At 52.0% G+C, this 24,759-nt stretch carries 24 protein-coding genes; 5 read left to right on the top strand and 19 right to left on the bottom strand.

Annotated elements, in window-relative coordinates:
- Window positions 1–5: 5 nt before the first annotated feature.
- The gene (gene rfbD / locus ACI43T_RS06495) at window positions 6–869 is read left to right on the top strand and encodes a dTDP-4-dehydrorhamnose reductase (protein ID WP_405385999.1); all 864 of its coding nucleotides are present in this window, start codon (window positions 6–8) and stop codon (window positions 867–869) included.
- Between the two features lie 608 nt (window positions 870–1,477).
- Here rfbD and ACI43T_RS06490 read toward each other — a convergent pair.
- From ACI43T_RS06490 to hisS, 14 genes are all read right to left on the bottom strand, one after another.
- Window positions 1,478–1,720, bottom strand: coding sequence for a glutaredoxin family protein (locus ACI43T_RS06490; RefSeq protein WP_405385997.1), 243 nt, complete (start codon window positions 1,718–1,720; stop codon window positions 1,478–1,480).
- Window positions 1,721–1,794: 74 nt separating this feature from the next.
- A complete protein-coding gene (gene brnQ, locus ACI43T_RS06485; protein ID WP_405385995.1) occupies window positions 1,795–3,123 on the bottom strand; it encodes a branched-chain amino acid transport system II carrier protein in 1,329 nt (442 codons plus the stop codon).
- Between the two features lie 267 nt (window positions 3,124–3,390).
- Complete coding sequence (locus ACI43T_RS06480) at window positions 3,391–3,597, bottom strand: (2Fe-2S)-binding protein (protein ID WP_009173193.1); 207 nt, start codon at window positions 3,595–3,597, stop codon at window positions 3,391–3,393.
- Between the two features lie 262 nt (window positions 3,598–3,859).
- Window positions 3,860–4,288, bottom strand: a complete 429-nt coding sequence (locus ACI43T_RS06475; protein ID WP_297958671.1) for a TOBE domain-containing protein — start codon at window positions 4,286–4,288, stop codon at window positions 3,860–3,862.
- Between the two features lie 149 nt (window positions 4,289–4,437).
- The gene (gene xerD, locus ACI43T_RS06470) at window positions 4,438–5,310 is read right to left on the bottom strand and encodes a site-specific tyrosine recombinase XerD (protein ID WP_405385992.1); all 873 of its coding nucleotides are present in this window, start codon (window positions 5,308–5,310) and stop codon (window positions 4,438–4,440) included.
- Between the two features lie 75 nt (window positions 5,311–5,385).
- Window positions 5,386–5,823 (bottom strand): peroxiredoxin, encoded by a 438-nt coding sequence (locus tag ACI43T_RS06465; protein ID WP_405386103.1) that lies wholly within the window; start codon window positions 5,821–5,823, stop codon window positions 5,386–5,388.
- Window positions 5,824–5,836: 13 nt separating this feature from the next.
- Window positions 5,837–6,475 carry a deoxynucleoside kinase gene (locus ACI43T_RS06460; protein ID WP_297958669.1) on the bottom strand — a complete coding sequence of 213 codons (639 nt, stop codon included), beginning with the start codon at window positions 6,473–6,475 and terminating at the stop codon, window positions 5,837–5,839.
- Window positions 6,476–6,563: 88 nt separating this feature from the next.
- Window positions 6,564–7,064 (bottom strand): 2-amino-4-hydroxy-6-hydroxymethyldihydropteridine diphosphokinase, encoded by a 501-nt coding sequence (folK, locus tag ACI43T_RS06455; protein ID WP_405385990.1) that lies wholly within the window; start codon window positions 7,062–7,064, stop codon window positions 6,564–6,566.
- Window positions 7,065–7,086: 22 nt separating this feature from the next.
- Window positions 7,087–7,458 carry a SirB2 family protein gene (locus ACI43T_RS06450; protein WP_405385988.1) on the bottom strand — a complete coding sequence of 124 codons (372 nt, stop codon included), beginning with the start codon at window positions 7,456–7,458 and terminating at the stop codon, window positions 7,087–7,089.
- A 50-nt stretch (window positions 7,459–7,508) separates the two neighbouring features.
- Window positions 7,509–8,069: a class I SAM-dependent methyltransferase gene (locus tag ACI43T_RS06445; RefSeq protein WP_377080969.1), complete on the bottom strand. Its 561-nt coding sequence runs from the start codon at window positions 8,067–8,069 to the stop codon at window positions 7,509–7,511.
- 110 nt (window positions 8,070–8,179) lie between these two features.
- Window positions 8,180–8,470, bottom strand: coding sequence for an RNA chaperone Hfq (hfq, locus tag ACI43T_RS06440; RefSeq protein WP_009173185.1), 291 nt, complete (start codon window positions 8,468–8,470; stop codon window positions 8,180–8,182).
- A 242-nt stretch (window positions 8,471–8,712) separates the two neighbouring features.
- Window positions 8,713–10,170 carry a ribosome biogenesis GTPase Der gene (gene der / locus ACI43T_RS06435; RefSeq protein ID WP_377080966.1) on the bottom strand — a complete coding sequence of 486 codons (1,458 nt, stop codon included), beginning with the start codon at window positions 10,168–10,170 and terminating at the stop codon, window positions 8,713–8,715.
- Window positions 10,171–10,753: 583 nt separating this feature from the next.
- Window positions 10,754–11,383 (bottom strand): YfgM family protein, encoded by a 630-nt coding sequence (locus ACI43T_RS06430; protein WP_405385985.1) that lies wholly within the window; start codon window positions 11,381–11,383, stop codon window positions 10,754–10,756.
- A complete protein-coding gene (hisS, locus tag ACI43T_RS06425; protein WP_405386101.1) occupies window positions 11,384–12,679 on the bottom strand; it encodes a histidine--tRNA ligase in 1,296 nt (431 codons plus the stop codon). It lies immediately after the preceding gene.
- Window positions 12,680–12,824: 145 nt separating this feature from the next.
- Here hisS and ACI43T_RS06420 point away from each other — a divergent pair, with 145 nt between their 5' ends.
- Complete coding sequence (locus ACI43T_RS06420) at window positions 12,825–13,745, top strand: pseudouridine synthase (RefSeq protein WP_377080959.1); 921 nt, start codon at window positions 12,825–12,827, stop codon at window positions 13,743–13,745.
- 105 nt (window positions 13,746–13,850) lie between these two features.
- Here ACI43T_RS06420 and lpdA read toward each other — a convergent pair whose 3' ends face one another.
- The 5 genes from lpdA to ACI43T_RS06395 all read right to left on the bottom strand — a co-directional run bounded on the left by lpdA (window position 13,851) and on the right by ACI43T_RS06395 (window position 22,070).
- Window positions 13,851–15,638: a dihydrolipoyl dehydrogenase gene (lpdA, locus tag ACI43T_RS06415; RefSeq protein ID WP_405385982.1), complete on the bottom strand. Its 1,788-nt coding sequence runs from the start codon at window positions 15,636–15,638 to the stop codon at window positions 13,851–13,853.
- Window positions 15,639–15,725: 87 nt separating this feature from the next.
- Entirely contained in the window at window positions 15,726–17,327 is a 1,602-nt protein-coding gene (gene aceF, locus ACI43T_RS06410; RefSeq protein WP_405385980.1) for a dihydrolipoyllysine-residue acetyltransferase, read from the bottom strand.
- Window positions 17,328–17,457: 130 nt separating this feature from the next.
- Entirely contained in the window at window positions 17,458–20,121 is a 2,664-nt protein-coding gene (gene aceE, locus ACI43T_RS06405) for a pyruvate dehydrogenase (acetyl-transferring), homodimeric type (RefSeq protein WP_009173178.1), read from the bottom strand.
- A 538-nt stretch (window positions 20,122–20,659) separates the two neighbouring features.
- Complete coding sequence (locus tag ACI43T_RS06400; protein WP_405385977.1) at window positions 20,660–21,274, bottom strand: Smr/MutS family protein; 615 nt, start codon at window positions 21,272–21,274, stop codon at window positions 20,660–20,662.
- Between the two features lie 16 nt (window positions 21,275–21,290).
- Entirely contained in the window at window positions 21,291–22,070 is a 780-nt protein-coding gene (locus tag ACI43T_RS06395; protein ID WP_405385975.1) for an SDR family NAD(P)-dependent oxidoreductase, read from the bottom strand.
- Window positions 22,071–22,211: 141 nt separating this feature from the next.
- Here ACI43T_RS06395 and ACI43T_RS06390 point away from each other — a divergent pair, with 141 nt between their 5' ends.
- From ACI43T_RS06390 to ACI43T_RS06380, 3 genes are all read left to right on the top strand, one after another.
- Entirely contained in the window at window positions 22,212–22,622 is a 411-nt protein-coding gene (locus tag ACI43T_RS06390) for a membrane protein (protein WP_009173175.1), read from the top strand.
- A gap of 228 nt (window positions 22,623–22,850) precedes the next feature.
- Window positions 22,851–24,326, top strand: coding sequence for an anthranilate synthase component I (trpE, locus tag ACI43T_RS06385; RefSeq protein ID WP_405385973.1), 1,476 nt, complete (start codon window positions 22,851–22,853; stop codon window positions 24,324–24,326).
- A gap of 54 nt (window positions 24,327–24,380) precedes the next feature.
- Window positions 24,381–24,644: a hypothetical protein gene (locus tag ACI43T_RS06380; protein ID WP_009173173.1), complete on the top strand. Its 264-nt coding sequence runs from the start codon at window positions 24,381–24,383 to the stop codon at window positions 24,642–24,644.
- Window positions 24,645–24,759 lie beyond the last annotated feature (115 nt).

Below are 24,759 nucleotides of genomic sequence, written 5' to 3'. Positions count from 1 at the left end.
CTGACATGCGAATTCTCTTAACCGGTTCCAAAGGCCAACTGGCACAGTGTTTCAGAGACCGTCTGCCGGACAAATGGGAAGTTATTTCAACCGATTCTGCTTCTTTAGACATTACCGATGCGACAGCCGTCTTTAATATGGTTCAAAACTTCCAACCCGACGCCATCGTCAATGCCGCAGCCTACACTGCCGTAGACAAGGCCGAGAGGGAATACCGGAAGGCCTTTACAGTCAACGCCTCGGCCGTACACAATCTGGCCGCTGCCGCATATGAGGCAAAGGTGCGTTTTATCCACATCTCAACAGATTACGTTTTTGAAGGCGACGGTAAAAATCCTTACAGCGAACACGACGTTCCCAATCCTCAGAGTATTTACGGAAAATCCAAATTATCGGGAGAATTTCTTGCCTTGGCCGCCAATCCGGAAAGCATTGTCGTCCGCACCGCATGGCTTTTTAGCGAATATGGAGAAAATTTCGTTAAAACCATGTTGCGCTTGGCAAAAGAACGGGACACTCTGTCAGTGGTTAACGACCAAATAGGTAATCCGACTTATGCCGGCGATTTGGCCCAGGCATTGATCGACATCCTGAAATCCGCCGGGCCTGCACGCGGTGTTTACCATTTTTGCGGCGACAAATCTGTAAGCTGGTACGAATTTGCCCAAGCGATTTTTCAGACAGCCTCGGAAAATATAAAAGGCTTCAAAGTGCCCGAATTAAAGCCCATTCCGAGCGAACAATATCCGACGCCGGCCCCGCGCCCCGCATACAGCGTACTGGATTGCGGAAAAATAAACCGAGACTTCGGTGTGAAAACATCCGATTGGCAAAAAGCGTTGGGCAGTATCGTCGGCCGTTTTGACTGATGTTCTCCCGTATAAACAGGCCGTCTGAAAAACTGTTTTCAGACGGCCTGTTTCCCGTTGTACGGTAAGAATCCTACCCGCAATCTCTCTCCGCGAAACCATGCAATATTCGCCGTCATAGTACATTTTCGCTCCCAAGAAATATTTTCCATAACAAATCAAGGCATAACAAAAATACGGACTTAAGTTCCTAAATTACATAACCGCCTTATAAATTTACACTATACCCATTTAAAAAAACATCAAATGTCCCTATTATATTAGAGGACAACATCTCGCAATAACCAAAACGGATTTATTTGAACATAAATCCATAAGCAAAAGGCTAAACCGGCACCGGATTCAACGACATATCAAATCGATCGGTCATGCCTAAAACATAATAGAAAGGAAACATCATGCAACACCGCAGACGTCAGGCTATCTTCCAAGCTGCCAAACGTGCATTCAAAGGCTCGAAAGCGAGCAGTCCGGCAGAACCGCGCAGCGCACGCTGACGACATAACGGGCGTTATTGCTGAAACAAACGCCCGACGAATTAAAAGGCCGTCTGAAAACTCTGATTTTCAGACGGCCTAAGCATTCACGGTCCGACACAAACGAAACCGTCATCCTATCCTGTTTTGCAAATGCGCACACAGCTTATCCGCGTCCAAAAACCAATGGCAGATTTCCTCGTCTCCGTCCAGCAATACCGGAACAAGCTCATTGTATTTTTCTTCCAAATCAGGATGATCGTCCACATCGAGCACTTCCAGTTCAAATCCGAACGCTTCCTTATATGGCAGCAGTTCGGCCTTCATCTTGTGGCACAAGCTGCAATATTCGCGGAACATTAACGTCAGCTTCATCCTATCCGTCCGTATCAATACATACAGGCCGTCTGAAAACGCAACCACGATTTTCAGACGGCCTGTTCAAAGCGTTACGCTTTCTTTTTCAATGCCGCATTCAAAATGCAGCCCAACACAAAACCGACAGTCGCAGGCAGCAGCCAACCCAAGCCGATATGGTAGAGCGGCAGCACATTGTTGATTGCCGACGCAGCTTCTTCACTGAAGCCGAAAGCCGCTTTATAAGCGTCCAGCAAACCGACCACCAGCGTCGCCATAATGGTGCAGAAATACACGATGCGGCTGCCGCCGAAGAAATTATGCAGAAACGCCAACAAGATAATCACTACCGTCAACGGATACAGCAACATTAATACCGGAACGGAAAAACTAATGATGTCCGCCAACCCTTTGTTCGCCAATCCCATCGACACCAAGGTATTGATAATGACAAACATTTTATAAGAAATTCCCGGACACAGACGGTTGAAATATTCCGCACAGGAAGTAATCAGGCCGACTGCCGTACTCAGGCAGGCCAATAAAACAATCACGCCCAACAGCACATTGCCGCCCATGCCGAAATAATATTGCGCCGTTTTCGACAACACCAACGCACCGTTTTCCTGCACACCCAAACCGGCCACACTGGTCGCGCCCATATAGCCGATAAACAGGTAAACGGCAGCCAGACAAGACGCCGCAATCACACCCGAAACAGTAGTCGTGCGCAACAGCTCAGCACGATTATCCACACCCATCGCCCGTACGGCATCAATCACGATGATGGCAAACACCAAAGACGCCAACGCATCCATCGTGCCATAACCTTCCAAAATGCCTTTGGCCAAAGGTTGGGTAACAAAATCACCTTGTGCCCCAGTCAAAGCACCCATAGGATTCAGCGCGGCATAACCCACCAGCGCGGCAATAGTCAGCAACAATGCGGGGGTCAAAATTTTACCGATACGGTCAACCAGCTTGCCCGGCGACATCGACAGCCAGTAGGCTACGCCGAAAAACACTACGCTGAACACCGCCAAACCGACACTTTTATTGGCTTCGCCGATAAACGGCACTACACCGACTTCAAACGATACCGTCGCGGTACGCGGCGTAGCAAACAACGGGCCGATGGCCAGATACAGTGCGGCGGCAAACGCAACGCCGTACCACGGACTGACACGCGAAGCCAAGGCCTGAACGTCGCGCGAACCGGAATAACCGATGGCAATCACACCGAGCAACGGCAAACCGGCACCGGTCAACAAAAAGCCGAACATGGCCGACAACCAGTTTTCACCGGCCTGCTGCCCCAGATATGCCGGAAAAATCAAATTGCCCGCACCAAAAAACAAAGCAAACAACATCAGGCCGACAGCCCACAGCGAGGCTTTCTGGTTTCCACTTGAAGAACTCATAAACAACACCTGTTTTTCTTATCAATCAACAAACAATCCGCCGAAACCGATGAGCTGGCACGGTTACCGGCGGCATTTCAGTTTGTTTCGCATCTTCACCCCATCTTTGTAAAAAAGCAGAGCGAACATATGCAAACAAATATGTAAAACCTGAGCAAAGAATAGTCAAAAAACCTTTATTTATCAACTTATTTTTCACTACACCCCGCCCAAATACAAAGGCCGTCTGAAATTTTTCAGACGGCCTCATGCAAGAATTCTTTAAAATCAGCACTGTACGTTGATGCCTGCCGTAACCGAACCTTGTACCTGCGTACCGGCACCGTTCAAGAAAGAAGCGGCCAGTTCGCTACAACACCCGCAACAGGTCGCTACACCCAGTTGGGCCTGCAAATCATTCATAGTAACCGCACCGGCGGCAACGGTTTCTTTGATTTCACGGTCGGTAATCGCATTGCAGATACAAACAAACATGATGTGCTCCAAAAATATTACGCCTCAAGAATGAGACTTAGTTTTATTCTTGAGGCGTAATATAAATAAAAACTGTTTGCATTGCAAGCAACAATCAGACAAATTGCTACGATAAATTTCTATCGTTTTTTCATTTTGAATTGAAATCACCAAAATAAAATATATTTTAATTAAATTGGTATTTGATATATCCAACCACTTCCATTCACAAAATGCGCCGAAAAATCTTGCAACAGACAGATAAGATACTGATACCCCTCCTCTAAGCCAGCACACCCAACACTACACTGCCCGCTTTAAATATCGCGGTGGCGCGTTGGCCCGGATGAAGGTTGAGTTGTTCCGTGCTTTGCAAGGTAACGCCCGCCGTCAACCTCAAACCGCTACCTAGGTCCATCGTAATCACAGAGTTGACCGCCCCGCGTTCCACTTCACAAATCAGACCGTTCAGACGGTTTCTGGCTGAAAGTTTGATGTGCTCCAAATCGGTGGCGATGATGATGGCGGTCGATTTGATTAGGGCAATAACCGCACTGCCGACGTTCAGCCCCAAATCGTTGCAGCTTTCGCGGGTAATCATGGCCACCAGTTCGTGACCGCCCGGCAGCGTAATCGTTACTTCGCTGCCGACATCACCATTTTTGATGCGTTTAACGATACCGGCAAACTGGTTTCGTGCGCTGGTTTTCATGTTGTTCCGTTTCCTTTTAAAAATTCTTTCTGCAAAGCGTTCCGTATTTTTCAGACGGCCTGCGGACGGAGCGGCAGATACTTCCGCCACAATGTACCCGTTGGCAAACCTGCTGCAACCCGTTACGTTGAATACCGCCGAAAGTAGGATTAACTGCGCGGATGGTGTTTCCCGACCAATTCCTTCAGGCGCTGGTTGGCGACATGGGTATAAATCTGTGTGGTGCTGATGTCCGCATGGCCGAGCAGCATCTGTACTACGCGCAAGTCTGCGCCGTGGTTGACCAAATGGGTGGCAAAGGCGTGGCGCAGGCCGTGCGGGCTAAGCGAACGGATACCTGCCGCATCTGCATATTCCTTCACGATCATCCAAGCCAGCTGACGTGAAATGCCGCTTTTTTTCTGACTGACGAAAAGCTCGTCGCAGATTTTGTTTTTCAGCAGCAGCGGCCGAGATTCGGCGCAATACCGCTCTATCCAGTAGACCGCCTCTTCCCCCAGCGGTACATAACGTTGCTTGTCGCCCTTGCCTATGATGTTTATCCAGCCTTTGTTCAAGTCCAAATCCGACATTTTCAGTTTCACGGCTTCAGTAACGCGCAAACCGGTAGCGTACATGACTTCGAGCAGCGTTTTGTCGCGCAGGCCATGAGGGGTATCGACATCGGGGGCGGCAAGCAATTTTTCAATCTGGGCTTCGGTAATCAGGCCGGGCAATGGCTGCTCTTTGTGCGGAGAGGTCAAGAATTGAGTGGGATTGTCCGCCCGCTTTTCCGTTTCTTCCAGCCACGCATACAGCCGTTTGCAGGCCGACAACGCCCGTGCCTGCGAACTGGCCTTTTCCTCCGGAACATAAACGGCGGCGGCCAAATCTTCGGCCGCCGCGCCAAACCAGTCCTTCCCGCCCTGCCGCAATCTTGCGGCGACCTTTTCCAAATCGCGGCGGTAGCTTTGCAGGGTGTTTTGGCTGAGACGGTGGTTCAACCAGAGGTGTTCGAGCAGTTTGTCGATGAGTTCGTCCATATCCAGATAACGCCGAAACCATATGCCGAGGCCGTCTGAAACGGCGGCGCATTATGTTTTCAGACGGCCTCTCCATTATCCGCCCAATGTTTCCAATACTTCCTGCGCATGACCGCCCACTTTGACCTTGCGCCACTCGTACATGATTTCGCCTTCCGCGTTTAGCACGAAAGTGCTGCGCTCGACGCCGAGGGATTCTTTGCCGTAGAGTTTTTTCAGCTTGATGACATCAAACAGTTTGCACACGGTTTCGTCTTTATCACTCAGCAATTCAAATCGGAAACCTTGTTTGGTGCAAAAATTCTGATGCGACTTCACGCCGTCACGCGAAATGCCGACGACGGTATAGCCCAGTTTTTCAAACTTCGCCAGCCGCGCATTGAAATCCAGCCCTTCGGTGGTGCAACCCGGTGTGTTGTCTTTCGGGTAGAAGTAAACGACCAGCGGCAGGTGTTCGGCGGAATTAAATTCCGCACCGCTGCTTGACGGCAGGGTAAATTCGTATTTCGGCATCATCATTTCCTTTTCAGACGGCCTCACGCAGATTCAGGTAACGGCGGCTGCCCTGCATTCCACCCATCGCCTGGAGCAGCATATCGAAATGCTCGTCGTTGCCCGCAAAATCCAGTTCGTCGGCATTGACGATTAATAAAGGCGCGTTTTGATAAAGATGGAAGAAACGGCTGTATTCCTGCTGGATTTTACCCAGATAGCCGCTCGGGAACATACTCAATATACCGTCGCCGCGCCGTTGCAGGCGCTTGGTATCGGCCTCGCCGGAAGTTTGCAGATACACCACCAAATCGGGAACGGGATATTGCGGCATGATTTTGCGGCGCAGTTCCCAAAATAAGGTTTGCTCAGGATCTTTCAAAACCACGGGCACAAAAATCTGGTCTTTTTCCAACAAAAAATCGGCGATGATGCGACCGCCTTTGTCTTCCTCCGCATTGATAATGTCTACATTTTCGGCGCGGCGCATCAGGAAAAACAACTCGGTCGCCAAGCCGTGATTGGAGGCATTGAGGTAAAACTGCTCCAAAAACGGATTGCGTTCGGGACTCTCGGTCAGGTGCAACGCCTCGAAATGCTTGGCCAACCGGCGGCTCAATTCGGATTTTCCGCTGCCGATGGAACCTTCGACGACGATATAACGGTAGTTCATAATATTTCTCTGTTATTTACATCATTGGTTTTAAAACACTGCAAGGCCGTCTGAAAACACGGCGGACGGTTTTCAGACGGCCTCTCGTTCAATCCTGTTCCGCACCTTCATCCAACAGGCGGACACCTGAACCGCCCAGTTCGGCGGCAAGCTCCGCAGCCGTGCCTTTGTCTCCCAAACGGAAGGCCGGCAGGATTTCCGCCAACGGCAACATGACGAATCCGCGTTCATGCGCACGCGGATGCGGCAACGTCAGATGCGGGTCATTGCTGCTGCGGCCGTCGAAATCAATGATGTCCAAATCCAACGTGCGCGGCGCATTGCGGAAACTGCGTTCGCGGCCGAAAGCCGCTTCGATGCGGTTCAGCTCCGCCAACAGTTCCTCCGCGCCGAGCGAGGTCTCCACCGCACAGACGGCATTGATGAAATCGGGTTGGTCGTCATAACCTACCGGCGCGGTAACATAAAGCGAGGATATTTTATTGATGCGGATGGCGGGATGCCCGCCGACGGCTTGCAATGCCGCACGCACCTGCGATGCGGGGTTTTGCAGGTTGCTGCCCAAGGCAATAACGGCTGTCTTCAACATGGAAACACTTTCAGACGGCCTGTCAAAACGGTTTGTACATCGCCAGATACACGATGCTGCCCACGCACGCCATCGCCAGCAGATAAGTAATAAAGAATTTCGGCGAACGCGGCCTCGCCCTCATCATGACCACGCCCAAACCGATATAGACCAACAGCAGCAGGATTTTGACACCCAACCAGTTTGCATTGCCAAACGGGGTAAAATGCGTAATCTTCATCAGCCAGAGTCCGGCAAACAGCAGCATCGTGTCGTTCAGATGAGGCAACACTTTCCAAATGCCGGCCAGCGGTTTCTCCGGCTTGGAAAGCAACAAAAAGAAACGGATATTGAACAGAAAAATAGTCACGACCGCGAAAGTCATGTGCATGTTTTTAACGAACAAATATTGCATAGCGGTTTGTTTTTAAAATATCGAATTGCAACGTATTCTACCGCAAACATTCATTTTTGACGTAACTTTTCAATCGCAAGCAGATACGGCGGCCGGTTTTGTCTGTTGGTAAACACATATTTCAATACGGCAAACTGCTGTTGCGGCAAAGCGGCCGCCCATTCCTCGACGGCTTGGGCCTCGGCAAAACCCGCCTCGTGGCCGGGATACAGCACCGCCACCAAAAGGCCGCTTTCCTCCAAAAACGATACCGCCGCCGACAAAGCGGCAACACTGGTAGCCGCCTGCGTTGTGCAGGTTTTATCGCCGCCGGGCAGCCAGCCGAAATTGAACACCGCCGCCGTCAGTGGCCTGTCCACATAATCCGCCAGCTTTTCGTGCCCGTCGCATATCAACTCCGCACTAACACCCGCTTCCTCCAAGCGGCGGCGCGTCTGCTGCAAAGCCTGCGGCTGGACATCGAAAGCCCACACCTTACCGCCGCCCACGCATTGCGCCAGCAGCAGCGTATCATGGCCGTTGCCCGCCGTACCGTCGAGTGCGGCATCACCGTTTTTCAGACGGCCTCTAAGCAGATGGTGGGCAAAAGGCAGAATATTTTCCAAATACATATTTTTGATTGCTTAATACAAAAGTAATTTGAACAGTCGGGCCGTCTGAAAATCCGTCTGCCATAAAAAATACCTTACCGCAATACGGTAAGGCATTTTCCAATCCTTGATTATTCGGCAGACTGTTGTACTGTTTCTACCTGAACAGGTGCATTGGCGGGCTGCTGCGGCTTGTTTTCATGCTGAAGACTTACTGCACGGGCCGGAACGATCGTCGAAATAGCGTGTTTGTAAACCATTTGCGTTACCGAAGTGTTACGCAACAACACAACATATTGGTCAAATGATTCAACCTGCCCCTGCAATTTAATACCGTTTACCAGATAAATGGACACAGGCACATGCTCTTTGCGCAGTGCATTCAAAAAAGGATCTTGTAAAAGTTGTCCTTTAGCTGTCATATTCTTTAACTCCGTTATTATGATTTTAAGATAAGCGTAAAAAGCTTGGATTGTTGATTGTAGTCCTGAATGCAAATTTTTACCAATAATTTTGGGTAAGAATATGCAAACCTCCAGCACTTTAGTCGGCAGACTTCATAGTAGGATAAACACGGTGCGGAAAAGTTCAGTGCTAATGAAATATACCCCGTTTGAATTGCCTTTTATGTTTACCGCGCGGCCGCCAGACGGAAATTTCTTATTTATTTGCTGTGCTGTTTTTTCACGCTGACTTTGGTTTTCTTTTTAAAACGGTTTTTCTCTTCCTTGCGGCCCTCGCGTTTTTCGATGCGGTTGCTCAGGCTGACGCGGCGCAGCGGTTTTTTCTTCGGTTTGTCTTCCGCATTTTCATACGGGTTTTCCGAAACATTGTATTGAATCCGCAGCGGCGTGCCTTGCAGGTTGAAGGCTTTGCGGAACGTCTGGGTCAGGTAGCGCGTATAGCTGTCGGAAATCGCGTGCAGCGAATTGCCGTGTACCACAATCACGGGCGGATTCATGCCGCCTTGGTGGGCATAGCGCATTTTCGGGCGCACCAAACCTGCGCGCGGCGGCTGTTGGCGCTCGATGGCGCTTTGCAGGACGCGGGTGATTTTCGGCGTCGGCATCTTAATCATGGCGGCGTTGTAGGCGGCCTGAATGCTGTCGAACAATCCGTCGATGCCGCGTTCTTTCAATGCGGAAATGAAATGGAACTTGGCAAAATCGAGGAAATACAGTTTGCGGGAAATGTCGCGTTTGATTTGTTCGCGGCGCTCTTCGCTGATGCCGTCCCATTTATTGACAGCAACCACCAGCGCGCGCCCTGCTTCCAAGGCGAAACCGGCAATCGTGGCATCTTGGTCGGCGATGTCCTGCTGCGCATCCAACACCAAAACGGCAACGTTTGCCGCCTCAACCGCCTGCATGGCTTTGATAACGGAGAACTTTTCCACCGCCTCATCAACTTTGCCGCGACGGCGCACGCCTGCGGTATCGATGATGGTAAACGGTTTACCTTCGCGTTCGAAATCGATGTGGATGCTGTCGCGCGTCGTGCCTGCCATATCGAAGGCAATCACGCGCTCCTCGCCGAGAATGGCGTTAACCAGCGTGGATTTGCCGACATTCGGACGACCGATAACGGCAAAAACGGGATGTTTTACATCGGCTTCTTCGGCTTCAGGCTCGGGGAATTTTTCTAAAATTTCTTCAATCAGGTAATACACGCCGTCGCCGTGCGCGCCGGAAATAACGTGCGGCTCGCCCAATGCCAGCTCGTAAAACTCGGCGGCAAGCACGGCTCTGTTGCCGCCCTCGCCTTTGTTTACCGCCAGATAAACGGGGCGCGGGCTTTGGCGCAGACGGTCGGCGATGATTTTGTCTTGCGGGGTCAGACCTGTGCGGCCGTCCACCAAAAACACGACGGCGTCGGCTTCATCGACAGCCTGCAAAGTCTGCTTCGCCATTTCGTGCAAAATGCCGCTGTCCACAACCGGCTCAAAACCGCCGGTATCGATGACGAGATAAGGTTTGCTGCCGATTTTGCCGTGTCCGTAATGGCGGTCGCGGGTCAAGCCGGGCAGGTCGTGCACAAGCGCATCTTTGGTGCGCGTCAGGCGGTTGAACAAGGTGGATTTACCGACGTTCGGGCGGCCGACAAGGGCGATGGTGGGTTTCATGATGGGGTCTTTCTGTGTCAAGTGTCGGTTCGGAAGCGAACCTGCAACACGAGCAGGTGTTTTTCAAAACACGGTAGGTTAAAAAGGATAAGGGCTAGTCTGAAACGGGATGCAACAGCAACAATGGCTTGAGCCGGAATATCCATCCCGTACAGCCATCTTCGACTTGGGGAACTTGTCTGTGTCCATCAACTTCAAATACGGTATGACAAGTTTCATCCGGTCATAATTAATGGATTTTACGCAATGAAAAAGATCATCTTAACATCACTATTCATTTTTCTCCCTGTGAATTTCGGGATTGGCTTATTGCTCGGCGTTTATCAAACAGACCAACCACTCAAAATCATAGTCTCATTAATTATTAGCACGCTCTTTTATATCGTACCTATGTATTTTCTACTCAAATACAAAGCCAAATAATCTGCCTTTTCAGACGACCTGTTCGGCGAATCTTGTCCCTGCATGATACATATTCAAACAAAGGGTCGTCTGAAAATATAGTGGAACACAATTAAAATAGACAAGGCTTGCCGGAAAGATTCCGACAAGCCGCATACGTCTCTCAATTTTTCAGACGACCTTATTTTTGCGAATCCAGCTTCATTTGCAGCAATTCGCGTTCAATGGCGTCTTTTGGCAGCTTTTCCAAAGCCTGCTGATAGCTTTGCGCGGCTTCTTTGGTTTTGTTTTGTGCAGCGTAAACATCGCCTTTCGCTTCCAAAAGCAGCGGCTCGAAATCGGCTTCAACTTTCGTATTCGAGGCTGCAATCGCGGCATCGTATTTTTTCTGCTGCAACAATACCACGGCCAAACGTTGCGCGGCCAATGCCTGAATCAGCGGGGCTTTTTGGTTGGATAACACCCAATTCAGATGTCCCGCCGCCGTATCATAGCGGCCTGCGTCAAATTCGGTCGCCGCCACCATCATAGTCGCCTGTGCCGCCGGCACGGTATCGGAATAATCCTGCTGCAATTTCAGCAAATCGGCGTTAATCTGCTTTGAATCTGCTTTGGATTGGGCTTTGTCAACCATCTGCGCCAGCACTTCGGCGGCTTCCCGATTTTGGCTGATTTTGTGATCTTTATAAATAATGTAGCCTAGATACCCCAAGGCGGCGGCAATTAGCAGCGCAAACAGCCAACGCCCCCAGTTTTTCCAGAAATATTTGAAATCGTCGAGTTCCTGTTGTTCTTCCAAATGAGCGGCCATTTATGCGTTCTTCCATTGTTGTAAAGTATTAATCAAATCGGCGGCGGCAACGGTTTGCTGACTGTACCGTCCCTGCATGTCTTTCAACGTTGCACTGCCGGAAGACAGTTCGTCCTGCGCTACGATGAGGGTGAAGCGCGCCCCGCTGCCGTCGGCTTTTTTCATTTGGGCTTTCAGGCTTTGCGAACCGGAATGCTGCAACACGTTAAATCCTGCGTCGCGCAGCAAACGGGCGTATTTCATCACCTGCAAATCCGCACCCTCTCCTTGATGCACCGCGTAAACGTCGGGCGCGGCATCGGCACGCAGCGACCCGTATTCGTGTACCAGCAGCAGCAGGCGTTCGATACCCATGGCAAAACCGATGGAAGGGGCAGGTTTGCCGCCGAGCTCTTCAATCAGCCCGTCGTAACGCCCGCCGCCGCACACGGTGGCTTGCGCACCGATTTTGTCGGTCGTCCATTCGAATACAGTCTGGTTGTAATAATCCAAACCGCGTACCAGCCGCGGGTTTTCGATATAACGGATGCCCAATCCGTCCAGCATGGCTTTAAGGCGGGCATAATGCGCTCGGGACGCATCGCCCAAATAATCAATCAAGCGCGGCGCAGAGTTGCAAACTTCCTGCAAAGCGGGATTTTTAGTGTCCAATACGCGCAAGGGATTGGTTTTCAGACGGCGTTTGTCGTCTTCATCCATTTTGTCCTGATGCCTGCCGAGATAATCAACCAAAGCATGTCGGTGTGCGGCGCGTTCCTCTCGATTACCCAAACTGTTGATTTCCAAAGTCAGATAATCGCGGATGCCCAACTTGTCCCACAAATCGGCGGACATGGCGATGATTTCCGCATCGACATCCGGCCCTTCGAATCCCAATGCTTCGATACCCACTTGATGAAACTGGCGGTAACGCCCCTTCTGCGGCCGCTCGCGGCGGAACATCGGCCCCATATACCATAGTTTCTGCGGGCTGTTATATAAAAGGTTGTGTTCGACCACCGCCCGCAGGCAGGAAGCCGTGCCTTCGGGGCGCAGGCTCAGGCTCAAAGATTCGTTGGAATCGGAAAAAGTATACATTTCCTTGCCGACTACATCGGTTTCTTCGCCTATGGAACGGACGAACAGCCCGGTCTGCTCCAGAATCGGCGTGCGTATCTGCTGATAACCGTAGGCGCGCGTCCAGCGGCCGACCGTGTCTTCAAACGCCTGCCAAAAAGCGGCCGTGAGCTTGAAATCTTTTTGTTCGACGGGCAAAAGGTCGTTCATGCCTTTTACGGATTGGATTTTTTGTGCCATTTCAATATCGTTATTTAAGGCTTGGAATTTCGGGAAACTGCGATTATAGCCGATTTTGCGTTTTCCGTGTTTCAGACGGCCTGCGGAAGAAAAGGCCGTCTGAAACACGGCATTTTGCGGAAAATTTACCGTAAAATACGGCCTCATGAAAAAACGCATCAATCCCCTACCCCTGCGCGACGGTATCAAACCCAGCTATCTGGTTCTGCCGCACGAAAAACGGTTTTACGGTCTGCCGCTACTGCATTTCCTCTGCACGCATTTCCCTTTTGTCGGCGAAGACAACTGGCGGCGGCGGCTCAACAGCGGTTCCGTCGTCGGTGCGGACGGCGTACCGCTGAACGAAAACACGCCGTTTAAAGCGGGCGAAGTCATGTATTACTACCGAGAAACCAGCCGTGACAGCGAGCCGCGCATTCCGTTTGACGAGAAAATCCTGTATGTGGACGAGCATCTGATTGTGGTGGACAAACCGCACTTTCTGCCTGTTACTCCCAGCGGCCGCTTCCTGCACGAAACCCTGCTCACCCGCCTGCGCCTGCGCCCCGAGTTACAGCACTTAAACGTCGGCGACATCACGCCTGTACACCGTTTGGACAAAGACACGGCGGGCGTGATGCTGCTGTCGCACAACCCCGCAATCCGTCGTCATTATCAGGCCATGTTCCAAGACAAAGCCGTCCGTAAAACCTACGAAGCCCTCGCTCCGACGCGCACTGACTTGCGCTATCCCCACCGAATCAGCTCCCGCCTGGTGCGCGGTGAAAGATTTTTTCTGACGCAGGAAACCGACGGCGAACCCAATGCCCACACCGTTATCGAGCTTTTCGAAAACCGCGGCGACACCAGCCTTTACCGCCTTTACCCGCAGACCGGCAAAAAGCACCAACTGCGCGTACATATGACAAGTCTGGGCATACCGATTCTAAACGACATGTATTACCCCGTTCCGTCCGATGCGGAGGAAGACTACGGCAAACCGTTAAAGCTGTTGGCGAAAAGTATAGAGTTTCAAGACCCCGTCAGTGGCATGATGAGGCGGTTCGAGAGTATGCAAACACTTTGAATTTACCATCACGCATCATAAGAGGCCGTCTGAAAAACATTTTTCAGACGGCCTCCATTCAATAAATACCTAGGCGGCAGTTAACTCAAACCGCTGCTTCCGGCATTACTTTTTCTTTTGAGCCGGCAGGTCGGTACAAGTACCCAGTGCCACTTCCGCAGCCATACCGATGGATTCGCCCAAGGTCGGATGCGGGTGGATGGTTTTGCCGATGTCTTCCGCGTCGCAGCCCATTTCGATGGCCAGACAGATTTCGCCAATCATATCGCCGCCGTTCGGACCAACGATACCGCCGCCGATGATACGGCCGGTTTCGGCATCAAAAATCAGCTTGGTGAAGCCGGTATCGCAACCGTTGGCAATCGCACGGCCGGAAGCAGCCCACGGGAAGTTGGCTTTGGTGATTTTGCGGCCGGATGCTTTGGCAGACAATTCGGTTTCGCCAACCCATGCTACTTCGGGAGCAGTGTAAGCCACGCCCGGAATCACGCGTGCGTCGAAGTAAGCTTTGTGTCCGGCGCAGTTTTCAGCGGCAACGTGGCCTTCATGAACGGCTTTGTGCGCCAACATAGGCTGACCGACGATGTCGCCGATGGCGTAGATGTGCGGCACATTGGTACGCATTTGTTTGTCTACTTCGATGAAGCCGCGGTCGGTTACAGCAACGCCTGCTTTTTCGGCGCTGATGAGTTTGCCGTTAGGCGCACGGCCGGCGGCAACCAATACGGCATCGTAGCGTTGCGGCTCTTTCGGCGCGTTTGCACCTTCGAAGGTAACGTAAACGCCGTCTTCTTTCGGCTCGACTGCGACGGTTTTGGTATTGATCATGATGTTGTCAAAACGGTATTCGTTTTGTTTTTGCCATACTTTCACCAAATCGCGGTCCGCACCTTGCATCAGGCCGTCCATCATTTCAACAACGTCGAGGCGTGAACCCAGCGTGCTGTAAACCGTACCCATTTCGAGACCGATAATACCGCCGCCGATAATCAGCAGTTTGCCCGGTACTTCTTTCAGAGCCAGAGCGCCGCTGGAATCGATGATGCGCGGATCTTCAGGGATAAACGGCAGCTTGGTTACGCGGCTGCCCGCTGCGATGATACAGTTTTTGAACGCAACGATTTTTTTCTCGCCGGTAGGCGTAGCTTGCTCGTACACGTCGCCGGTAGTCAGCGACACTTCCAAGTGGTGCGGATCCAAGAATTGACCGTCGCCTTGGATAACGTCCACTTTACGGCCTTTTGCCATGCCTGCCAAACCGGTAGTCAGGCGGGAAACCACACCTTCTTTGTAGCCGCGCAACATGTCGATGTCGAGTTCAGGCTCGGGGTATTTGATGCCGTTGGCAGCCAAGTGGCGCACTTCGTCGATAACGGCAGCGTTGTGCAATAATGCTTTGGAAGGGATACAGCCGACGTTCAAGCAAACGCCGCCCAAGGTTTTGTAACGCTCAACGATGGCAACTTTCAAGCCTTCGTCAGCAGCGGCAAATGCAGCGGAGTAACCACCGGGGCCGCCACCCAATACGACCACGTCGTACTCTGCATCGGCAGAACCGCCGAATTGCGACGCTTGCGGTGCAGGAGCGGCAGCTTTGGGGGCTTCTTGCGCAGGAGCGGCAGCAGATGCTTCGGCTTTAGGAGCAGCAGCCGCGCCTTCGGCTTCAACGACGACGATCAAGCCGCCTTCGGAGATTTTGTCGCCGACTTTGACTTTGACTTCTTTGACCACGCCCGCAACTTCGGCAGGCACGTCCATCGTCGCTTTGTCGGTTTCCAGGGTAATCAGGGTATCGTCAACGGCAATGGTGTCGCCTACGTTCACTTCAACCGCGATAATATCTACATTTTCGTGTCCGCCAATGTCGGGCACTTTCAATTCAACTAAGCTCATGTCTAATCTTTCTGAATGATATTCGGACTTCTGTTTTCAGACGACCTGTCGGATTGTTTGCCGAAGGTCGTCTGAAATACGCTCGGATTACAGGGTAATGCGGCGGAAGTCTTTCAACAGGTTCGCCAAGAATACGGTGAAGCGCATACCGGCGGCACCGTCGATGACGCGGTGGTCGAAGGACAGACTCAACGGACACATCAGGCGAGGAGCGAACTCTTTGCCGTTCCAAACCGGTTTGATTTGGGATTTGCACACGCCCAAAATAGCGACTTCAGGTGCGTTCACAATCGGAGTGAAGCCTGTACCGCCGATGCCGCCCAAGCTGGAAATGGTAAAGCAGGCGCCTTGCATTTCTTGCGGTTTGAGCTTACCTTCGCGGGCTTTTTTAGACAATTCGGTCAGCTCTTGGCTGATTTCTTTCAGACCTTTTTGATCCACGTCTTTGATAACGGGAACAACCAAGCCGTTCGGTGTATCGGCTGCGAAACCGATGTTAAAGTAGTTTTTCAGAACCAGATTGTCGCCATCCAAAGAAGCGTTGAATTCAGGGAAGGCTTTCAGCGCAGAAACGGAGGCTTTGATGATGAACGCCAATGGAGACAGTTTCACGCCCTCGCGTTCCCATTCTTTGTTCAGCTGTTTGCGGAATTCTTCCAATTCGGTCATGTCCGCTTCTTCGTGAACGGTAACGTGCGGGATAACTACCCAGTTGCGGGACAGGTTTTGACCGGAAATTTTCTTAATGCGGGACAATTCTTTAACTTCGACATTGCCGAATTTGGAGAAGTCCACTTTAGGCCACGGCAGCAAGTCCAGACCGCCGCCCAAAGATGCGCCGGCAGCAGCAGGTTTCGCCGCACCGCCTTGCATTACAGATTTCACAAAGGCCTTAATGTCATCGCCCATGATACGGCCTTTCAAGCCTGTACCTTTGACTTGACCCAAATCTACGCCCAATTCGCGCGCCAGTTTGCGTGCGGAAGGACCGGCGTGTGCTTTGGCGAAAGCGGCTTCGTCGATTTTGGCCGCGGCAGGAGCCGGAGCGGCAACAGGAGCCGGAGCTGCAGCAGGTGCGGCAGTCGGAGCAGGTGCTGCTGCCGGCGCAGCGGCTTGAGCAGGAGCGGGAGCTGCGGTAGAACCGGCGGTTTCCACTTCGATAATGGCAGTACCTTCGGACACTTTATCGCCGACTTTCAGGAATACGGCTTTAACGACACCGGCGGCAGTACAAGGTACGTCCATGGTCGCTTTGTCGGTTTCCAAAGTAATCAGCGTGTCGTCTTCGGCAACGGTGTCGCCAACTTTGACTTCAACGGCGATTACATCTACATCAGTATGACCGCCAATGTCGGGAACGGCTACTTGAACGGTTGCACCGCCTGCGGGAGCGGCAGCAGGCGCAGGTTGTGCTTCAGCGGCAGGAGCCGGAGCAGCCTCAGCTGCGGCAGCACCGGTTTCAACGGTCAGAATCACGCCGCCTTCGGAGATTTTGTCGCCGACTTTGACTTTCACTTCTTTAACAACGCCTGCTGCATCGGCAGGTACGTCCATAGTGGCTTTGTCGGTTTCCAGTGTAATCAGGGTGTCGTCAACGGCGATGGTGTCGCCCGCTTTGACTTCTACGGCGATAATATCAACGTTTTCATGACCGCCGATATCAGGCACTTTAATTTCTACGATACTCATCTGAGTTCCTTTTAATTTCTGTTGATGCCGTCTGAAATGTTTTCAGACGGCCTGCAAATTATTTCTGCACACGGCAGGTTTATTCGGTTTCAGACGGTCTCACCAGACGAGAGGCCGTCTGAAACTGCCATCAGCGTTTCCAGCTCGGAGACGCGCTTACGTCGATACCGTATTTTTCAATAGCCTGCTGAACGGTCTCTTTGCTGACTTTGCCTTGTTCGGCCAATGCGCTCAAGGCGGTTACGGCTACGCTGTAACGGTCCACTTCAAAGAAGCTGCGCAGGTTGGCGCGGCTGTCGGAACGGCCGAAACCGTCGGTACCCAAAACGTGGTAGTCGTTAGGCACATAGGCGCGGATACGGTCGGCATAGCTGCGGATGTAGTCAGTAGCGACAACCACCGGACCCTCATGACCCTTCAACTGAGAAGTAACGAACGGCACTTTGGCTGTTTCCAACGGGTGCAGGCGGTTATAGCGCTCCACTTCGATGGCGTCGCGGTGCAGTTGGTTAAACGACGGGCAAGACCAAATGTCAGCTTCCACGCCGAAATCGGCTTTCAGCAATTCGGCACCGGCAATCACTTCCTGCAGGATAGTGCCTGAACCCATCAACTGTACTTTCTTATCGCCTTTTCCGCCTGATTTCAACAGATACATACCTTTCAGAATCTGCTCTTCCACACCTTCGGGCATATCCGGATGGGTGTAGTTCTCATTCATCAGGGTCATATAGAAGAACACGTCTTCATTGTTGGCATACATACGGCGCAGACCGTCGTGTACGATAACGGCCACTTCGTATTGGAACGTCGGATCGTAGGTGACGCAGTTGGGAATCAGGTCGGCCTGAACATGGCTGTGGCCGTCTTCGTGTTGCAAACCCTCACCGTTCAGCGTTGTACGGCCGGCAGTACCGCCCAGCAGGAAGCCGCGTGCGTGCATATCGCCGGCAGCCCATGCCAAGTCGCCGATACGTTGGAAACCAAACATAGAGTAGTAGATATAGAACGGAATCATGGCAAAATCGCTGTTGGCATAGCTGGTTGCCGCAGCAATCCAGTCAGCCATCGCACCCGGTTCGTTAATACCTTCCTGCAGGATTTGGCCGTCAACCGATTCTTTATAGAACATCAGTTGGTCTTTGTCCTGCGGGGTGTATTGCTGTCCTTTCGGGTTCCAGATACCGTATTGGCGGAACATGCCTTCCATACCGAAGGTACGGCTCTCGTCGGGCACGATGGGCACGATGCGTTTGCCGATTTTTTTGTCTTTTAACAAGGTGGACAGGATGCGGACAAATGCCATCGTGGTCGAGAATTCACGATCGCCGCTGGATTTCAGTTGTGCATCGAATGCGGACAACTCAGGCACTTCCAATACCTCTTGTGTCGGATGACGTTGAGGCAGGTAGCCGCCCAAAGCTTCGCGGCGCGCATGCAGGTATTTGTATTCTTCGCTGTCGGGAGCGAAAGCCAGGTAAGGCAGGTCGCCGCTTTCGATTTGCTCGTCGGTAACGGGAATGTCAAAGCGGTCGCGGAATTGTTTCAGGGACGCTTTGTCCATTTTTTTCGCTTGGTGCGCCACGTTTTGACCTTCGCCTGCGGCACCCATACCGTAACCTTTAATGGTTTTTGCCAAAATCAGGGTCGGACGGCCTTCGGCATGATTCACCGCGCGGTCGTAGGCGTTATATACTTTTTGCGGGTCGTGTCCGCCTCGGTTCAATGCCCAGATTTCGTCATCGGTCATGTCGGCGACCAATGCTTTCAATTCGGGGGTATTGAAGAAATGTTCGCGCACATATGCACCGTCTTTGGATTTATAAGTCTGATAGTCGCCGTCCAGACATTCTTCCATGCGTTTGCGCAGGATGCCGTCTGTATCGCGTTCCAGCAGTTTGTCCCAACGGCTGCCCCAGATGACTTTCACTACGTTCCAGCCGGCGCCGGTAAAGTTGCCTTCCAATTCCTGAATGATTTTGCCGTTGCCGCGCACCGGTCCGTCCAAACGTTGCAGGTTGCAGTTGATGACGAAAATCAGATTGTCCAAGCCTTCGCGGGCGGCCAATGCGATTGCGCCTTGGCTTTCCGGTTCGTCCATCTCGCCGTCGCCGCAGAACACCCATACTTTGCGGCCTTTGGTTTTGGCCAAGCCGCGCGATTCCAAGTATTTCAGGAAACGGGCCTGATAAATCGCCATCAGCGGGCCAAGACCCATAGACACGGTCGGGAACTGCCAGAAATCGGGCAGCAGGTGCGGGTGGGGATAAGACGGCAGGCCGTTGCCTTGGGTTTCCTGACGGAAATTGTTCAACTGCTCTTCTGTCAGACGGCCTTCAACAAAGGCGCGGGCATACATACCCGGTGCGGAGTGGCCTTGGAAGAACACCAAATCTCCTTCCTCACCTTCGCCTTTGGCTTTCCAGAAATGGTTGAAACCGACTTCGTACATGGTGGCCGAAGATTGGAAAGATGCGATGTGTCCGCCCAATTCCAAATCTTTCTTGCCAGCACGCAATACGATGGCTGCCGCGTTCCAGCGGACGAACGCACGGATGCGGTGCTCGATTGCTTGGTCGCCCGGAATCGGTTTTTCATCGCTTTTCGCAATGGTATTGACATACGGAGTAGTTGTCCCGTGCGGCATACGCACACCGTTGCGGCGGCCGTATTTCACCAAGTTTTCCAGCAGGTACTGCGCACGTTCGCTGCCTTCGTATTCCAGTACCGAACTTAATGCGTCTAACCACTCGCGGGTTTCGATAGGGTCAACATCGTGTAATTGGGTGGACATATCATTATCCTTCTATTGAATGTTACAAACGGCTGCTTTTTCGGCGGCCTTTTCTTTAATTTTTCGTTTGCGAAAATTTACCAACACAAACGAAGATTCCTAAAACCGAAGCAAATACGGTATCAACCTTTAATTTCAAAAAGTTAACGGATTCACGGGATAACTGCCTGCAAATCCAGCCATATTCGTGTTTTATTCCGGGGCAAATCGTATCAGTTATTGGATTTGCTGGCAAATTGCAGCAACAGGAACGGGACGGGCCGACGATGTAATTTGGCAACCTTTAACTTGCAAGATTAAAACTTTCAGAACGAAAACGAAAACATTTCGGACAATTTTCAAATAACAAACAAACCATACGAAAAGATAGGAATGATTTTCAAGTAGTTTTCCTGCAAGGAAACGGGTTTGACATACCAAACGGGCAACCGTTAAAAACGGTAAATCATGACACCATTATTTGTACCTGCCGTTCTGACAAAGCCTGAGGCCGTCTGAAAACGAATTTTCAGACGGCCTCAGGCTAATGTTTAAAAATTTAACCTTCTTCCCTACGGCTGCGCTTGAGCAGAATCCTGACCGCTCCGTCGTTGCCCGCCCTCGGTTCGACATACGCCAATACGTCGGGATGCTGCATCAGCCATCGTCGCGTCATATTTTTTAAAACCGGTTTGTAACCGGCCGAACCCAAGCCGCTGCCGTGGATGATTTCGCCGCACACGCCGCGTTTTTTGGTGAACTCGATAAATTCGTTCAATACCTGCTGCGCTTCTTCCTGCGTGTAGCCGTGCAAGTCCACATCGGCCACAACCGGATAATGGCCGTTGCGCAGGCGTTGGATGTCGTTTTTGCCCTGACCGTTTTTGCTGAACGAGGCGGGCGGTTCGTCGCAACCGCCGCTGCCGACATAAAAATAATCTTCCTCCGCCAACGCACCGGCCTCTTTCGGACGCGGCTTAATCGGCGAACGGTCGCGCGGCGCCTCATATCTGCGGCTGTCTTTCAAAGGCGTAACCCCGCCCACCGCTTTGGCGAAATCGATATTGTCTTCATCGCGCCTGCGGGCTGCGGCGGCTTCTTCCGCACGCGCTTCAGCTTCTTTTTTCGCCTGTTTGCCCAAGGCTTTCAAAGTCGATTGGAAATCCGTACTCATCGCATCGCTCCTGATTTTATGTTTCAGACGGCCTCTCCCTCAAAGCGGAGGCCGTCTGAAAAGTCTCTTTCAATTCCTGCCGGCGGCGCACGTCTTCAATAACCTCGCCGCCGAAATCTTCATCCGCTATCATCGCCGCAATCAGCGCGGCGGCCGATTCGGGCGAAGCCAGTCCGTTCTCCCGCCTGAGCTGCACAAAACGCGGCAGCACCGGAAATTCGTCCTGCGGCAGGCCGCGTATTTCCGCCTGCATCGCCGTATCCACCACGCCCGGCGCAATGCTGGCTATGGCGACGTTGCGCCGGTCTTCGGCCGCCACGCAGCGTGCATGATGGTCAAGCGCGGCCTTGGTCGCACCGTACACGCTCCAGCCCGGATACGCCTTGCGTCCCGCACCGCTGCTGATGTGTACGATTTTCACAGGCAGGCTTTCCGGCCTCACGGCCAAAACATGGTTCGTCAGCATCAGCGGTGCGGCAACGTTCAACGCCACCGCCGCCGCAATTTCAGACGGCCTCTGCCTACCGCATACTGCGCTTGGAGCAACCGTGCCTGCATTATTAATGAGGACAAGCTCGTCCGCACCGTTTATAAATGCCTTCGGCGCACCGCTTTCAAGCCAGCGGGCCAGCGTTCCGCTGTCGGACAAATCCAGCGTACACTGTTGCAAGCCCTCCCGTGGCGGCAGCATCCTTCGTGCAATCCCCAAAACCGGACAACCCTGTTCCAAATAAAGCTCGGCCAGCGCTTTTCCCAAGCCGCTGCTGTGGCCGCTGATGATGATTTTTGCCGCCATATCCCGTCCTTCGTATCAATATAAATGATTCTGCCACAGAATCAGGCCGTCTGAAACTCTTTCGGCCCGCCGCCTTCCTTAACAGCGGCGGTGATTTGGGGTATAGTGGGCAAAATCCACTGTTCCGTCCGGAGACCTGCAATGTTCAAACGCCCCGAAGAATTGATTATGTTGGTTTTAGCCGTTTTATGGGTCATCCTGACCTACTTCCTCTGCGGCTATTTCGGAGCGCCCGCGCAAACTTCTCTGCTGATTGCCGCCCTGACCCTGATTTGGGCCGCAGCGAGCTTTTCCTTATGGCAGCGCAATTACAGCCGATTAATCTGGCCCGTCCTACTGGGCCTGCTGGTCGCCTGCTGGTGGCCGTTCCTCGATTGGTACGCCGTAAAAAACATCGTCGTACCGGGCATGGAAAGCCAAGCCATTATCGTGAACAAACCGTGGTACGCAGGCTGGACGTTCAAATTCATCCTCGCGCTGATACCCATATGCGCCGGTTACTTTTTCAAATGGAAAAACAGCCGCAAAAGCAAAACCTCCCCGGCCCTCTGAACCCGTTTGGCAAGAGCACTATCCGCCCGATAGTGCTCTTTCCTTTTCAGACGGCCTGATTCACCGCCAACCGATAAACTGCTATACTTTTCACATTCTTTAACATCTATATCCGACGCAACTATTTCTCAATAAAGGCAGCAAAGCGCGGCAACGCTATCAAAGAAAAACAAACGCGTTGGCCATTCCGCCAGGCCGTCTGAAACATCCGCTTCAACGGAGTGAAACATGATCAGCAAACAAGAATACCAAGCCCAAGCCGCCCAAGGCTACAACCGCATCCCGCTCGTGCAAGAACTCCTTGCCGACTTGGATACACCGCTTTCCCTCTATCTCAAACTTGCCAACCGCCCCTATACCTACCTGCTCGAATCCGTTGTCGGCGGCGAACGTTTCGGCCGCTATTCCTTTATCGGGCTGCCTTGCAGCCACTATCTCAAAGCCAGCGGCAAACACGTCGATGTTTATCAAAACGGCGAAATCGTCGAGCAACACGACGGCAATCCGCTGCCCTTTATCGAAGCCTTCCACAACCGCTTCAAAACACCCGAAATCCCAAGTCTGCCGCGCTTTACCGGCGGACTGGTCGGCTACTTCGGTTACGAAACCATCTACAATTTCGAACACTTCGCCCACCGCCTGAAAAACACCGCCAAAGCCGACCCGCTCGGCACGCCCGACATCTTGCTGATGCTGTCGCAAGAATTGGCGGTTATCGACAATTTGAGCGGTAAAATCTACCTCATCGTTTACGCCGATCCCTCGCAGCCCGACGGCTACGAACGCGCCCGCGAACGCCTTGAAGACATCCGCACCCAGTTGCGCCAAAGCTGCGCCATCCCGCTCTCGCTCGGCAGCAAACACACCGAAGCCGTCAGCGAGTTCGGCGAAGAACCGTTCAAAGCCTGCGTCGATAAAATCAAAGACTACATCTTCGCAGGTGACTGCATGCAGGTCGTCCCCAGCCAACGCATGAGCATGGAATTCACCGACAGCCCGCTCGCCCTCTACCGCGCTCTGCGCACGCTCAACCCTTCGCCTTATCTCTTTTACTACGATTTCGGCGATTTCCACATCGTCGGTTCCTCGCCCGAAATCCTCGTCCGCCGCGAACGCGACGACGTCATCGTCCGTCCCATAGCCGGTACGCGCCTGCGCGGCAAAACCCCCGCCGAAGACCTTGCCAACGAGCAGGATTTATTAAGCGACGCCAAAGAAATCGCCGAACACGTCATGCTTATCGATTTAGGGCGCAACGACGTCGGCCGCATCAGCAAAACGGGCGAAGTCAAAGTAACCGATAAAATGGTGATTGAAAAATACTCCCATGTGATGCACATCGTTTCCAACGTCGAAGGCCGTCTGAAAGAGGACGTTACCAACATGGACATCCTCGCCGCCACGTTCCCCGCCGGCACACTCTCCGGCGCACCCAAAGTCCGCGCCATGGAAATCATAGAAGAAGTCGAACCAAGCAAACGCGGCATCTACGGCGGCGCCGTCGGCGTATGGGGTTTCAACAACGACATGGATTTGGCAATCGCCATCCGTACCGCTGTAGTGAAAAACAACACGCTATACGTCCAAAGCGGCGCAGGTATCGTCGCCGACTCCGACCCGACCTCCGAATGGCAGGAAACGCAGAATAAAGCCCGAGCGGTGGTTCGGGCGGCGCAGATGGTGCAGGAAGGGTTGGATAAATAAATTTCAGACGACCTGTTTTTTATTACTAATGTTTATTATTTAGAAATATTTATTATGCAAATCATCCAATTAAAATTTATTACAAATGTACAAAATGCAAAAAAATCTATCACGCTCACTAAAGAAGTGAAACAGGCCTTAAATATTGTAGATAATACTGATGAATACACTTTGATCATTGAAGTATCTTCCTCTAATGGCTCAAAAACAGTTGTTACCAATACAACTTCAGGAGGAGAAACAAAAGTGTCAGATTTTAATGATCATATTGATAATGGTGAATTAGTAACTGTAACAGTAAGTAAGTTATTAATCTGATTTTGTTTATAAAAATCTTAATCCGTCATTCCCGCGTAGGCGGGAATCCAGAAATTTGAAATTACGGGAATCTCTAAATATTTCTGAAAGATTGAGACCTGGATTCCCGCCTACG

It is taken from the genome of Neisseria oralis, assembly GCF_045062685.1.
GTDB lineage: Bacteria > Pseudomonadota > Gammaproteobacteria > Burkholderiales > Neisseriaceae > Neisseria > Neisseria oralis.
Note: the sequence above shows the minus strand (reverse complement) of the source record. Positions and strands in the feature narration are given on the sequence as shown.